This window comes from Streptomyces sp. NPDC096339, from assembly GCF_044762985.1.
Lineage (GTDB): Bacteria > Actinomycetota > Actinomycetes > Streptomycetales > Streptomycetaceae > Streptomyces.
Genome location: NZ_JBIWFI010000005.1, coordinates 75,125 through 89,081, shown reverse-complemented (window position 1 = coordinate 89,081; position 13,957 = coordinate 75,125). Strand labels below are relative to the sequence as shown.

Annotated in this window: 9 protein-coding genes and 2 pseudogenes; 9 read left to right on the top strand and 2 right to left on the bottom strand. The window is 72.6% G+C overall.

From position 1 onward, the window contains the following. Nucleotides 1-82: 82 nt before the first annotated feature. Nucleotides 83-493, bottom strand: a complete 411-nt coding sequence (locus ACIQ5Y_RS10515; RefSeq protein WP_403877755.1) for a DUF4307 domain-containing protein — start codon at nt 491-493, stop codon at nt 83-85. A 69-nt stretch (nt 494-562) separates the two neighbouring features. Between ACIQ5Y_RS10515 and ACIQ5Y_RS10510 the strand changes: the two are divergent. The 4 genes and pseudogenes from ACIQ5Y_RS10510 to ACIQ5Y_RS10495 all read left to right on the top strand — a co-directional run. Continuing rightward, a pseudogene (locus ACIQ5Y_RS10510) lies at nt 563-781 on the top strand (hypothetical protein); the annotation flags it as partial. A gap of 130 nt (nt 782-911) precedes the next feature. Beyond that, a pseudogene (locus ACIQ5Y_RS10505) lies at nt 912-1,073 on the top strand (RNA-guided endonuclease TnpB family protein); the annotation flags it as partial. A gap of 88 nt (nt 1,074-1,161) precedes the next feature. Next, nucleotides 1,162-2,043 carry a mycothiol conjugate amidase Mca gene (gene mca / locus ACIQ5Y_RS10500; RefSeq protein ID WP_403877752.1) on the top strand — a complete coding sequence of 294 codons (882 nt, stop codon included), beginning with the start codon at nt 1,162-1,164 and terminating at the stop codon, nt 2,041-2,043. A 2-nt stretch (nt 2,044-2,045) separates the two neighbouring features. Then, nucleotides 2,046-2,270, top strand: coding sequence for a hypothetical protein (locus ACIQ5Y_RS10495; protein ID WP_403877749.1), 225 nt, complete (start codon nt 2,046-2,048; stop codon nt 2,268-2,270). A gap of 696 nt (nt 2,271-2,966) precedes the next feature. Here the strand turns inward: ACIQ5Y_RS10495 and ACIQ5Y_RS10490 are convergent. After that, a complete protein-coding gene (locus ACIQ5Y_RS10490; RefSeq protein WP_403877746.1) occupies nt 2,967-6,266 on the bottom strand; it encodes a tetratricopeptide repeat protein in 3,300 nt (1,099 codons plus the stop codon). A 159-nt stretch (nt 6,267-6,425) separates the two neighbouring features. Between ACIQ5Y_RS10490 and ACIQ5Y_RS10485 the strand changes: the two genes are divergently transcribed. The 5 genes from ACIQ5Y_RS10485 (at nt 6,426) to ACIQ5Y_RS10465 (ending at nt 13,936) form a co-directional block, all read left to right on the top strand. After that, nucleotides 6,426-7,214 carry a DUF4344 domain-containing metallopeptidase gene (locus ACIQ5Y_RS10485; protein WP_403877744.1) on the top strand — a complete coding sequence of 263 codons (789 nt, stop codon included), beginning with the start codon at nt 6,426-6,428 and terminating at the stop codon, nt 7,212-7,214. A gap of 182 nt (nt 7,215-7,396) precedes the next feature. Next, the gene (locus tag ACIQ5Y_RS10480) at nt 7,397-9,460 is read left to right on the top strand and encodes a thioredoxin domain-containing protein (RefSeq protein WP_403877741.1); all 2,064 of its coding nucleotides are present in this window, start codon (nt 7,397-7,399) and stop codon (nt 9,458-9,460) included. A gap of 256 nt (nt 9,461-9,716) precedes the next feature. Next, on the top strand, nt 9,717-11,108 hold the full coding sequence (locus ACIQ5Y_RS10475) for a glycosyltransferase (RefSeq protein ID WP_403877738.1): 1,392 nt from the start codon (nt 9,717-9,719) through the stop codon (nt 11,106-11,108). After that, complete coding sequence (locus tag ACIQ5Y_RS10470; protein ID WP_403877735.1) at nt 11,105-12,766, top strand: ArnT family glycosyltransferase; 1,662 nt, start codon at nt 11,105-11,107, stop codon at nt 12,764-12,766. The genes ACIQ5Y_RS10475 and ACIQ5Y_RS10470 overlap by 4 nt, the downstream gene beginning before the upstream one ends. Before the next feature lie 6 nt (nt 12,767-12,772). Next, nucleotides 12,773-13,936: a glycosyltransferase gene (locus tag ACIQ5Y_RS10465; RefSeq protein ID WP_403877732.1), complete on the top strand. Its 1,164-nt coding sequence runs from the start codon at nt 12,773-12,775 to the stop codon at nt 13,934-13,936. Nucleotides 13,937-13,957: the final 21 nt, after the last annotated feature.

Below are 13,957 nucleotides of genomic sequence, written 5' to 3'. Positions count from 1 at the left end.
ACGAGCCCGGTGTACGAGCCCGGTGTACGGGCCCGGTGTACGGGCCCGGCGGGCGAGCCCGGCGTACGGGCCCGGCGGCGGATCAGCCGCCGGCGGCGGGCTGGCAGCCGACCAGCTCGATCATCACCGCGCGCCCGGTGGTCTTCAGCGACACGATCTCGTCCACCCGCGCCGCGGACTGCGCGAAGGTGAAGTCGGCACGGCCCACCTCGCCGTGCTCCTTGTCCTGCGAGGTCAGCGTGCACACCCCGGTCTCCGAGGCGTCCTTGCGCACCTCCAGGTGCACCTTCACCTCGCTGTCGGAGACCACCTGGAACTTGATCACCTCGGCGCTGACGCTCTGCCCGGCCATGTAGTCCCAGCCGATCCAGCCGATCGCACCCAGCAGAACGACGCCCAGGACCGACCCGACGATCTTGAGCTTCCGGTCCGCACGCTCGTCCGCCGACCGGCCGTACCGGCCCTCGGGCAGCCCCTCGCGCACCGCGCTCATGATCGTGTCCTCTCCGTGGGGCCGGAACATTCTGTGCTTGGCCTTTGCGCCTGGTAAGTGGAGCATGTCATGGCCCTCGCGTCGGCGGGGAATCAGGCCAGGGCTGCGCGGACACTCGGTCACTCGTTCGGGTGGGGTGCCGAGGTTCCCGAGATCGGCCGGTGCCAGGCCTCTAGGTTGGGCGTCATGGCTGCATCGGCGGAGCTGCGGGAGGGCGGGCACACCCGGTACACCTTCCGCCTGCGCGTTTCGCCTTCCGCCAATGTGGCTCTGATCCGTGAGTGGGACCGGTGCCGGTGGGTGTGGAACCAATGCGTCGCCGAGTCGAGGGCGGCGCACAAGGCGGGGGACGCGTGCGGGCCTGCCGGTCTCGACAGGAGACTGACCGGCCGGCGCAGCCGGAACGAGTGGCTGGGACGCACTCCCGTTGTCGGAACGTACGTACACGTGCACAGCGTGCGGAGCCGTCTCCCCGAGGGACAGGAACTCCGCGCGCGTGATGCTCGTCCGGGCTGGTCTCAACCCGGCTGGCGTTGATCGCGGAAGACCCGACGGGCCGCCGGCCCGACAGGCTGCGTGAGTCAGGAATCCCCCGCGTCATTCGATTGCTGAGGGAGGAGTCAATATAGAAGCCGACTGTGTCGCGCCGAATTACAGAGGATCCTGTCTTGACCGAGCAGCTTCGACTGATGGCCGTCCACGCCCACCCCGACGACGAGTCGAGCAAGGGCGCGGCCACCATGGCCAAGTACGTGTCCGAGGGGATCCCCGTGATGGTCGTCACCTGCACCGGTGGCGAGCGCGGATCCGTACTGAACCCCAAGCTCCAGGGCGACAAGTACATCGAGGAGAACATCCACGAGGTGCGCGCCAAGGAGATGGACGAGGCCCGCGAGATCCTCGGCGTCGAGCAGGAATGGCTCGGATACGTGGACTCCGGCCTCCCGGAGGGCGACCCGCTGCCGCCGCTGCCCGAGGGCTGCTTCGCCCTGGAGGACGTCGACGAGGCGGCCGGTCGCCTCGTGAAGAAGATCCGCGCCTTCAAGCCGCAGGTCGTCACGACGTACGACGAGAACGGCGGCTACCCGCACCCCGACCACATCATGACGCACAAGATCTCCATGGCGGCTTTCGAGGGCGCGTCCGACACCGAGAAGTACCCGGAGGCCGAGTTCGGCCCGGCCCACCAGCCGCAGAAGCTCTACTACAACCAGGGCTTCAACAAGCCCCGCACCGTCGCCCTGCACGAGGCCCTCCTCTCCCGCGGCATGGAATCCCCCTACGGCGAGTGGCTGGAGCGGTGGAAGGAGTTCGAACGCAAGGAGCGGACCCTGACCACGCACGTCCCCTGCGCCGACTTCTTCGAGATCCGCGACAAGGCGCTCATCGCGCACGCCACGCAGATCGACCCGGACGGCGGCTGGTTCCGCGTCCCGATGGACATCCAGAAGGAGGTCTGGCCGACGGAGGAGTACGAGCTGGCGAAGTCGCTCGTCGACACCTCCCTCCCCGAGTCCGACCTCTTCGCCGGCATCCGGGAGAATGCTTAGCCATGAGCGCTACGCAGGCAGCAATCACCCAGTTCCTTCCGCTGGCGGCCGACACCTTCGACAAGAACAAGGTGACCCCCGGAGTCCTGGGGTTCATCGTGTTCGCGGTCCTCGCCCTCGGGACGTGGGGTCTGATGAAGTCGATGAACCGGCACATGGGCCGGGTGAACTTCGAAGAGACCCCGGAACCGGGTTCCGCGACCGCGGAAGGCACCCGGGCCCCGTAGGCACCCTTGCCCCCGGCCTCCGGCCCGGCGGCCGGGCACCGGTGTGCCCCGCAGGGCGTCGCCGCGCGTGCCCGGCGGTGCGCCCCCGTGTGACACTCCCGTGCCGTCGGGGTCGGGTGTGCGGTGGGGCGCCCCCGCAGGGCGTCGCCGCGCGTGCCCGGCGGTGCGCCCCCGTGTGACACTTCCGCGCCGTCGGGGTCGGGTGTGCGGTGGGGTGCCCCCGCAGGGCGTCGAACGCGACCACCCCGCACTTCGCACCGCCTCGTCACGTTCGACGCCCGAGGAGGTGCCCCGGCGCGCGCCCGGCCCCGACGGCCCGTTGCGTGCGGGCCGCCCCGGGGTGCCGCTGCGCGGAGCTGTCCCCTACCCGCCCTTCCGCCGTTCCCCGGGGCTCCGCCCCGGACCCCGCGCCTCAAACGCCGGCGAGGCTGAAAAGCCCCCGTGCTCCGCCCGGACCCGTCCCGGGGCTCTGCCCCAGACCCCGCGCCTCAAACGCCGGCGAGGCTGGATTCGCCCGGGCGACGCCGGGAGGCGGGCCGGCCCGGTGGCCGCGCTCGGCCCCGGCGGAACCCGCAGACCCGGCCCCGAGCACCGGCTGCCAAGGCCCCGGCACCCGGAAACGAGCCCCGCCGGGCCGTGCCGCGCCCGCGCCAGGCCCGCCCGCGCCCCCGGCGGGGCGGGTGACGAGACTGACGGCTACGTCCGGTCCGGGGTCGGGACGCCCATGACCTCGCGGGCCTGGAGGTTCGGGACCAGGCCCAGACGCCACGCCTGCCAGCCCTCCGCCGGATCCGCGCCCCGGCCCAGGATCACCCCGTACGTCTCCAGGCAGTCCTCCAGCCGCCCGTCCCGCGCCGGATGCGGCGCCTCCGACAGGCGGGCCAGCTCCGCCCGCGCCTCCTCCGGGGCGGCGGGCACCGCGTACGGCAGCATCGTGCACCGCAGGAACCGGGCCCAGTCCTCCCCGCGCCGGTCCCCGTACGAGATGAACAGCCGCACCGCCTCCTCGCACAGCCCCAGCGCCTGCGAGACCCTCCCGTTGCCCGCGTCCACCACGGCCAGCTCCAGGCAGGTCCACGCCTCCCCGTGGGCCAGCCCGATCCGCCGGAAATCCGCCCGCGCGTCCACCAGCAGCTGCCGCGCGAACCCCGAGTTGCGCAGATTGCCCGTCTGCGCCGCCCGCTGGTCCCGCGTCACCCGCCCCGAATGGTGCCGCGCGTGCGCCAGCCCGTACACGTCCCGCATCCGCGAGAACATCGTGCGCGCCCGCTCCAGCTCCCGTACCGCCTGATCCCGCTCGCCCGCCTCCTCCAGCGCCTGCCCGAGGTGGTACAGCGTCCACGCCTCGCCGCGCGCGTCCTCCGCCTCCCGGTGCCGCGCCAGCGCGTCCCGAAGCCGCTCCAGCGCCGCCCCCGGATCCCCGTCCACCACCCGCGCCCGGCCCAGCTGGGTCAGCGCCCACGCCTCACCGCGGTCGTCGCGCGTACGCCCGTACAGGTCCAACGCGAGCCGCAGCTCCGCCTCCGCCCGCTCCACGTCCCCGAACCGCAGACGCACCTGCCCCAGCTGGAAGTGCGCCCACGCCTCGCCGTGCACGCTCTCGCTCTCCCGGTGCAGCGCCAGCGACCGCTCCAGCAGGGCCGTCGCCTCCGCCAGCCGGCCCAGGTCCCGCTCGACCGCCGCCAGCGCGTGCAACCCCCACGCCCGGTCACCCGCCAGCTCCGCCGGCTCCTGCAGCACCAGCGCCTCGCGGATGCGCGCCGCGGCCTCCGGCAGGTTGCCCTGGTGGTGCAGCGTGATGCCGAGCGACACCAGCGCCATCGCCGCCCCCGCCTCCTGATGCGCCTCCATGTACTGGTCGACGACCGAGGTCAGCGTCGTACGGGCCTTGTCCAGCTCGCCCAGCTGCCGGGCCGCGATACCGGTACGCCACTGCACCGACCGCACCAGCCGCCCCTGCCGGTCCCCGCCGTCCGCCTCCCCGCCCCCGTCCACGCTCCCGTCACCGGCCCGGCCCGCCGCCACGGCCTGCGTCAGCTCGTCGATCTCACCCAGCCGGTACAGGTCCCCGCGCAGCAGACAGAAATCGCACAGCGCGCCCAGCAGGTCCAGCACCGCCTGCTGGTCCACCCCCTCGGAATGCCGCAGCGCCGCGGTGATGAAGCTCGACTCGTCGTCCAGCCAGCGCAGCGCCGCGTCCAGCGAGGTGAAACCGTGCACTCCGAACTGATTGGCCCGCGTCGACATCTTCCCGTCGACCATCCGGATCACCGAGTCCGCGAGCTGCGCGTACACGCGGATCAGCCGCTCGTGCGCCGCCACCGCCGACTCCCGTTCCTCGTCCGTCGCCGGCTGCGCCGCCGCGTACGCCCGCACCGCGTCGTGCATCCGGAACCGCTGACCGCGCACCCGCTCGATCAGCCCCGCCTCCCACAGTTCCTCCAGCAACCGCAGCGCCGCCTGCTCCGGTACGTCGGCCAGCGCGGCCGCCGCCGCACCGCCCAGCGACGCCCGCCCGGCCAACGGCAGCCGCCGCAGCAACTGCCGCGCCGGCTCCGCGAGCCGGGCATCGGCGGCCCGAAGCGCCGACTCCACCGGATCCGCACCCCCGGCTCCCGGAACCACGCCCGCACGCGCCGACGGGCCCAGCATCCGCAGCGCCAGCGGCAGCCCGCCGCTCAGCCGCACGACGGCCGCGACGGCCTCCGGGGCCGCCTCACCCTCCGCCCCGCCCGCCCCCTCCTCCGCGGGCACCGCCCGCACCAGCTCCGCCGCGTCCTGCGGCCCCAACCGCTCCACCGGCAGCTGGTGCACCCAGGCCGGCAGATCCGCGGGCAGCTCCAGCGGCTCCCGCGCCGTCACCAACACCAGGCTCTCGGAACGCTCCGGCACCAGCATGCGCACCTGCTCCGCGTCCACCGCGTCGTCGAGGACCACCGTCACCGCCAGCCCCTGCAGATGCTGGTGGTACAGCTCGCCGAGGCGCCGCACCTGCTGCTCCGCCGAAGCCCCCTCGCGGAACAGCAGCTGCTCACGCGGGGCACCCAGCCGGTTCAGCAGGTGCAGCAGCGCCTCCCTCGTCGACAGCGGGGCCTCCGCGCCGGCCTGCCCGCCAGCCCCCGCCCCCGTCGAACCGCCGCCCCGCAGGTCCACCACGCACGCGCCCTTGAACTGGTCCCGCAGCCCGTGCGCCGCCCGCAACGCCAGGGCCGTACGGCCCACCCCGGGCTCACCGTGCAGCACCACGACCACCGGCCGCGTCTCCGTGCTCGCCCGCGCCGCCTGCACCCACTGCGCGATCCGGGTCAACTCCGCCCGCCGGCCCGTGAACACGCCCGACGGATCCGGGAGCTGCCCGAACGACTGCTCCAGCGCACTGCGGCGCCGAGCCTCCGCACTGCGGTCCGTACCGCGCAACTGCGGCGTCGCGGGCCGGGGAGCCGTGGGGCGGGGCGCCCGGGCCGCCGCGGACACCTTGCGCTGCGCCTCCAGGAACGGCCGGATCCCGCGCACCTCCAGCGCCGACAGCCACTGCAGCCGCAGCTGCTCCGGCCCGCCCGGCCGGCCCAGCTCGCCGGCCCGCCGGTTCGCGGCCGGCAAGTGCAGGGCCGTCACCTTCGCCACCGTCGCCACCGCCCCGGCGATGCCCACGACGGCCCCGGTGGTCAGCGCCGTGCCGGCCGCGACCCCGAGAGCGAGGTCCGTCCCGACGGCCGTCGCGGCGGCAACGGCCGTCACCAGCACCGCCGTCGACGTGTTCCCCCGCCGGAAGGCCTCCCCGAGGGACTCCTCCCCGGCCGCCGCCTCGTCCAGGGCCCGCACGTACGCCTCGTACTCGGGCGCCGCACTCGCGGCGAGCGCGTCCAGCGCCTCCTTGCCGCGCGCCAGCAGGGCCGCCCGATCGACGACCGGCCCGCCTGCGGCCACCCGCCGGGCCTCCTCGTCGACGGCCCGCACCAACAGCCGCTCGGCCTCACCGCGATGGCTGTCCCGCATCGGCATCCCCCTAAGAGAGCTCCGGCAACGTGCCACAAGTGTCCGCCGGTACGGTCGATTGCGCGAGGGAACTTGAGGTAGATCAGAGGGAGTTGGCCACTTCGGGAACCTGCCCGCAGCCGCCCCGCGTTGATCCGGCGGGCGGAAACGGGGGACCGGATGACGGCACGGAACACGCACGCGAGGGCAAGCGCGGCACGCGCGGCACGCGCGGCGGCGACGGGACTGGCGACGCTCCTCCTCCCGCTCGCCCTGACCGGATGCGCCGGGCAACCCCCCACCCCGGAGTTCGCGATCCGCTACGAGGAGCCGGCCCCGGCCGACGCGGCCGAGGCCCGCTTCCTCCGCGACCGCAAGCTCATCGAACCCGTCCTCGCCGACCTCAACGCGTACCTCGCCCTCCCGCACCGGGTCACCGTCACCGCCCGCTCCTGCGCGGGCGAAGGCACCGGCTACGACCCGGCCGAGCGGCTCGTGGAGCTCTGCTACGACGACCTCACCGAAGACCGCGAGCTGTTCGACCACGCCGGGTCCCCGCACCCGGACGAGGACCTCGCCGAAGTCGTCCGCGAAACGATCCACCACGAGGCGGGCCACGCCCTCGCCGACGCCCTGGACCTGGCACTCGACGACCGCGCCGAGGAGGACGCCGCCGACCGCTTCGCCCAGCTCATGCTCCTGCGCACCGGCCGCCCGGAGGGTGAGACCACCCTCCTGACCGCCGCCCGCGCCTACGACCTCGCCGCCGAGGCCGACCCCGCCCCGGACCCCTCGGACGAACACGCCCCACCGGCCACCCGCGCCGAATCCCACCGCTGCGCCGTCCACGGCGCGGCCCCGGCACGCCACCCGGACCTCGCGACCCCGACCCGCGCCCACTGCGCCACGACCTGGGCCGAGACCCGGTCCGCCTGGACCCGCGACCTGGACCCGCTCCTGCGGCGGTAATCCTCGAAGACGGAACGGGCTGTGGACGCTACGACGCACATCACCGATGGCGACCGCGAGCATCCCCGCCATGGAGGTGGAGAAGGCGCGGGCGGCGTGGGAGGTGGACCGGGTCGTCTTATGCGCCGAGACACCTGTCGGCGGACGGGCGTGGCCTGCCTCGGTGTGAATAGATTGGCCCCATGCCGAACCGCCTCGCGAACGAAACCTCTCCTTACCTCCTCCAGCACGCCGACAATCCCGTCGACTGGTGGCCTTGGTCCCCGGAGGCCTTTGCCGAGGCGCGGGAGCGGGGCGTGCCCGTGCTCTTGAGCGTCGGGTACTCGAGCTGCCATTGGTGTCACGTCATGGCCAACGAATCGTTCGAGGACGAGCCGTCCGCCGCGTACATGAACGACCACTTCGTCAACATCAAGGTCGACCGCGAAGAGCGCCCCGACATCGACGCCGTCTACATGGAGGCCGTCCAGGCCGCCACCGGTCAGGGCGGGTGGCCGATGACCGTGTTCCTCACCGCCGACGCCGAGCCCTTCTACTTCGGGACCTACTTCCCGCCCGAGCCCCGGCACGGGATGCCCTCCTTCATGCAGGTCCTCGAAGGAGTGCGCACCGCCTGGGAGGGGCGGCGCGAGGAGGTGGACGAGGTCGCGCAGAAGATCGTGCGGGACCTGGCCGGGCGGCAGCTGGACTACGGCAAGGCCGGTACGCCCGGGCCCGAGGAGCTGGGGCAGGCGCTGCTCGGGCTGACGCGGGAGTACGACGCGGCGCGCGGCGGGTTCGGCGGGGCGCCGAAGTTCCCGCCGTCCATGGTGCTGGAGTTCCTGCTGCGCCACCACGCGCGCACCGGGTCCGAGGGCGCGCTGCAGATGGCCTCCGACACCTGTGAGGCCATGGCCAGGGGCGGGATCTACGACCAGCTCGGCGGCGGGTTCGCGCGGTACTCCGTGGACCGGGAGTGGGTCGTCCCGCACTTCGAGAAGATGCTCTACGACAATGCTCTGCTCTGCCGGGTGTACGCGCACCTGTGGCGGGCCACCGGGTCGGATCTCGCGCGCCGTGTCGCGCTGGAGACCGCCGACTTCATGGTGCGGGAACTGCGCACGGAGCAGGGCGGGTTCGCCTCCGCGCTCGATGCCGACAGCGAGGACCCGGACAGCGGCGAGCACGTGGAGGGGGCCTACTACGCCTGGACCGCCGCCCGGTTGCGCGAGGTGCTGGGCGAGGAGGACGGGGACCTGGCCGCCGCGTACTTCGGGGTGACCGAGGAGGGGACCTTCGAGCACGGGAAGTCGGTGCTGCAACTGCCGCAGGACGGGCCCGTGGTGGACGCCGCCCGGGTGGAGGGGATCAAGCGGCGGCTGCTCGACGCGCGGGACCTGCGGCCCGCGCCCGGGCGGGACGACAAGGTCGTCGCGGCCTGGAACGGGCTGGCCATCGCCGCCCTCGCCGAGTGCGGGGCGTACTTCGAGCGGCCGGACCTCGTCGAGCGGGCCACCGAGGCCGCCGATCTGCTGGTGCGGGTCCACTTCGACGCGGCGGCCGGCCGCGCCCGGCTGGCGCGGACCAGCAAGGACGGGCAGGTCGGGGTCAACGCGGGAGTGCTGGAGGACTACGGCGACGTCGCCGACGGGTTCCTGGCGCTGGCGTCGGTCACCGGCGAGGGGGTGTGGCTGGAATTCGCCGGTTTCCTCGTCGACCTGGTCCTGGACCGGTTCACCGCCGAGGACGGGTCGCTGTACGACACCGCGCACGACGCCGAGAAGCTGATCCGCCGGCCCCAGGACCCGACCGACACCGCGGCTCCGTCCGGTTGGACCGCCGCCGCCGGCGCGCTGCTGTCGTACGCCGCCCACACCGGCTCGGAGGCGCACCGTACGGCTGCCGAGCGGGCGCTCGGGGTCGTGCACGCGCTCGGGCCCCGGGCGCCGAGGTTCATCGGGCACGGGCTGTCGGTCGCCGAGGCACTGCTCGACGGGCCGCGCGAGGTGGCGGTCGTCGGGCATCCGGAGGACCCGGCCCGGGCGGCGCTGCACCGTGCGGCGTTGCTGGGGACGGCTCCCGGGGCTGTGGTGGCGGTCGGGCTGCCGCGGGCGGCGGACGGCAGCGGTGGTGAGTTCCCCCTGTTGGCCGAGCGCACACTTGTACGCGACCTTCCGACGGCGTATGTGTGTCGACATTTCGTCTGCGCGCGGCCTACGACCGATCCGGTCGAGTTGGGGGTGCAGTTGGGCATGGTTCGTCCCTGAAGTATCCAGAGTAGAATCAATTCCGGTTAGGTGTGCTGGAGTTCGGAAACCGCTTTTTTATCCGTACAGCACCTGAGTGTCATGTTCACTGCCTAATCTCATGTCTTCGAGGATTGCCGGAGTGTGGCTGGATTGGCCACTGTGACGGCGCGCTGAGGGGTGCGCGCACAAGGGGAAAGCGGAAGCTGGGGGCGGCGGGCATGGGGGCCCGCCGTGAGCTTCCGGGGGGTTGACGACTGCCGCTCGGGGTTGCGGCATGCCTGTGGGGGGACGCTTGTTCACCGCTGTGTTCATTACGGTCATTTCGCTTGCGCTCTTCGGGATCGCCGCGTTCACGCTCTGGTGGCAGATGCACGCGTGGCGCACTCCCGAGGTGCTCGCCTCGACCCGCTTCAACCGCCCTGACGGGGGCGGTCGCCTGTCGTTCTCGCTGCTGCTGCCGGCCCGCCACGAACAGGCGGTCCTGGAGCACACCATCGAGCGGCTGCTGGAGTCGAGCCACACCGACTACGAGATCATCGTGATCGTCGGTCACGACGACCCCGAGACCGCGGCGGTCGCCGAACGGGCCGCGGGCCGTGCGCCCGACCGGGTGCGCGTCGTCGTCGACCACCACGAGACCAAGAACAAGCCGAAGGCGCTCAACACCGCCCTCCCGCACTGCCGGGGCGACATCGTCGGTGTCTTCGACGCCGAGGACCAGGTCCATCCCGAGCTGCTCTCCCACGTCGACCACGCCTTCCGTTCCACCGGCGCCGACGTGGTCCAGGGCGGGGTCCAGCTCATCAACTTCCACTCCAGCTGGTACAGCCTGCGCAACTGCCTGGAGTACTTCTTCTGGTTCCGCTCCCGCCTCCACCTGCACGCCGAGAAGGGGTTCATCCCGCTCGGCGGCAACACCGTCTTCGTGCGCACCGACGTGCTGCGCGAGGCGGACGGCTGGGACCAGAACTGCCTCGCCGAGGACTGCGACCTGGGTGTGCGGCTGTCGTCCGTCGGCAAGAAGGTGGTCGTCGCGTACGACTCCGACATGGTGACGCGTGAGGAGACGCCCGGCTCGCTGATGAGCCTGCTCAAGCAGCGCACCCGCTGGAACCAGGGCTTCCTGCAGGTCTACCGGAAGAAGGACTGGCGCCAGCTGCCGGGTCGCGGGCAGCGTTGGCTGGCCCGCTACACGCTGATGACCCCCTTCATGCAGGCCGCGTCCGGGGTGATCATCCCGGTCAACTTCGCCGTCGCGGTCTTCCTCGACGTGCCGGTCGGGATCGCGTTCGTCACCTTCCTCCCGATGCTCGCGGCGATGGTGACCTTCGTCTTCGAGGTCGTCGGGCTGCACGACTTCGGCCGCCAGTACGGGCTGCGCGTGCGCTTCGTGCACTACGTCAAGCTCGTCGTCGGCGGGCCCTTCTACCAGGTGATGCTGGCGGGCGCGGCGATCCGCGCGGTCTGGCGCGAGCACCGGGGCCGCAACGAGTGGGAGCTGACGAGCCACACCGGCGCGCATCTGGAGGCCGCGACCACCACCCCGGTCGCCGTTCCCGTTCAGCGCGCGGCAGCTCAGACCGCTCAGGCCGCTCCGGCCGCCGTCGGCGCCGGTTCCACCGCCACCGCCACCGCCACCGCGATCCGAGAGGACGGCCGCCAGTGACCGCCACCCTGCCCACGGCCACTGAATCCCAGTCCCCGGCCGCGGCCACCCTCCCCGCCCAGCGGCGCGGTCCGGCCGGCGGCCTCGGGGTCCGGCCCGCGCCGCTCCGGCCGCTGGTGCGCTTCCGTTCGTCCCGCCCCGATCTGCTGCTGTGCGGCGCGCTGCTGCTGGTGATCGTCCTCGTGCAGGGCTGGAACATCACGAACTTCCCGACCCTGAGCGACGACGAGGGCACCTACCTCGCCCAGGCCTGGGCGGTGCAGCAGGGTGACGGCCTCGCGCACTACACGTACTGGTACGACCATCCGCCGCTCGGCTGGATCCAGCTCGCGGGGCTGACGTACCTGCCGTCCCTGTTCGTGCCCGACTCGATGACCGTCGCGACGATGCGGTTCGCGATGCTCGCTGTGTCGGCCGCCAGTTCCGTGCTGATGTACGTGCTGGCGCGCCGGCTGTGGCTGCCGCGCTGGGCGGCGGGGCTGGCGATGGGCCTGTTCGGGCTCTCGCCGCTCTCCGTGGTGCTCCAGCGCGAGATCTTCCTCGACAACATCGCCGTGATGTGGATGCTGCTGGCCTTCTGCCTGGCCGCGTCCCCGAGCCGGCACCTGTGGCACCACTTCGCCTCCGGGCTGGCCGCCGCCACGGCGGTGCTGACCAAGGAGACGATGCTGGTGGTGCTGCCGGCGCTGCTGGTGACGATGTGGCGCCACAGCCACCGCGACACCCGCAAGTTCGCCGTCACCGGCGCCATCACCGCCTGCGCGCTGATCGGCCTCTCGTATCCGCTGTACGCCCTCCTCAACAGCGAGCTGCTGCCCGGCGCCGGGCACGTCTCGCTCATCGACGGCATCACCTACCAGATGAGCCGCCCGGGCTCCGGCTTCATCCTCACCCCGGGTACCGGCTCGAACGGCGTGTTCCGGTCCTGGCTGTACTACGACGCGGTGCTGCCGCTCGGCGGGCTGGCCGGCGCCGTGCTGCTGATCGTCACCGTCCGCTGGTCCGTGACCGCGCGTGCGCTCGCCGGGCCCGCGCTGGCCTGCGTGATCCTGGCGCTCGTCGCGATGCGGGGCTCCGGCTACCTCCCGGCGATGTACGTGATCCAGGCGCTGCCGTTCCTCGCGCTGGTCCTCGCCGGCGGCGCGGCCAGCGTCACGCACGCCGTGCTCCGCCGCCGCCGGGACGCGGGAGAGCGGCGTGAACTGCTGTGGGCCCGCCGGGCGCTGACGGTGGTGCTCGCCGTGTCCGCCGCGGTGTACGTGCTGCCGCGCTGGTACGAGGGCAACCGCACCGCGCTCACCACCGACGCGAACGCCCCGTACCGGCAGGCCGCGGCCTGGCTGGGCCGGGAGGTGCCCGACCCCGCGCACACCCGGGTGCTGCTCGACGACGCGCTCTGGCTGGACGCCGTGCACCGCGGCTTCGAGCCGGGGCAGGGGGCCATCTGGTTCTACAAGGCCGACCTCGACCCCGCCGTCACCAAGACGATGCCGCGGGGCTGGCGGGACATCGACTACGTGGTGTCCTCGCCGACGGTGCGCCGTGACGCCGTGGACCTGCCCAACGTGAAGGCGGCGCTGGAGCATTCGACCGTCGTGGCCGTGTTCGGCGAGGGCGAGGACCGGATCGAGATCCGCAAGACGGCCACCGGGAGTTGATCGACGATGACCGAGGACCTGCGGTCCCTCCATGCCCCGGTCGAAGCGGAACTCGCCGCTCCGGTGGCCTTGGCGGGCAGTGTCACCCTGATCATCCCGACCTTCAACGAGTCGGGGAACGTCGCGGAGCTGCTGCGCCGGCTCGGTGAGGCGCTCCCCGAACACCTGCCCTGCGACGTGCTGTTCGTGGACGACTCCACGGACGACACCCCGGCCGTCATCGAGAAGGCGGCCGCCGAGCACCCGTTCCGGGTGTCGGTCCTGCACCGGGAGGTGCCCGACGGTGGCCTCGGTGGGGCCGTCGTCGAGGGGATCCGGGCGGCGGACACGGACTGGGTCGTGGTCATGGACGCCGACCTCCAGCATCCGCCGCACCTGGTGCCCGAGCTTGTCGGCGAGGGGGTGCGCACCGGCGCCGACCTCGTCGTGGCCTCCCGCTACATCAGTGGTGGGAGCCGGGCGGGGCTGGCGGGGAGTTACCGGATCGCCGTCTCGCGGGGTGCGACCTGGTTGGCCAAGGGCCTCTTCCCGCGTGCCCTGCGCGGGATCAGCGACCCGATGAGCGGTTTCTTCGCGATGCGCCGCTCGGTGGTCACCGCGGATGCCCTGAGGCCGCTGGGCTACAAGATCCTGCTGGAGCTGGCCGTGCGCTGCCGTCCCGGCAAGGTCGCCGAGGTGCCGTTCGTCTTCCAGGACCGTTTTTCCGGCGAGTCCAAGTCCACGGCCAGGGAGGGCATGCGTTTCCTGGCGCACCTGGCCTCGCTGCGTTCGGCGACACCGCTGGCCCGGATGATCGGCTTCGGTCTGATCGGGCTTTCGGGTTTCGTGCCGAACCTGGTCGCGCTGTGGCTGTTGACGTACGCCGGGATGCACTACCTCCCGGCCGAGATCCTCGCCAACCAGGCGGGCGTGCTGTGGAACTTCGTACTCATCGAGGTGCTGCTCTTCCGCGACCGCAGGCGGCACCGGCACTGGGCGGACCGGGTCGGCCGGTTCGCGTTGCTCGCCAACGCGGATCTGCTGCTGCGCATCCCGCTGATCGCGCTGTTCGTCGCCAAGCTGGGGATGACGGTGCTGCCGGCCACCGCCCTCGCGCTGGTCACCACCTTCGTGCTGCGGTTCGCGGCGACGGAGGCCCTTGTCTACCTGCCTCGCAAAAGCAGGAGCTGAGCCGCACAGAAGGGAAGTTCT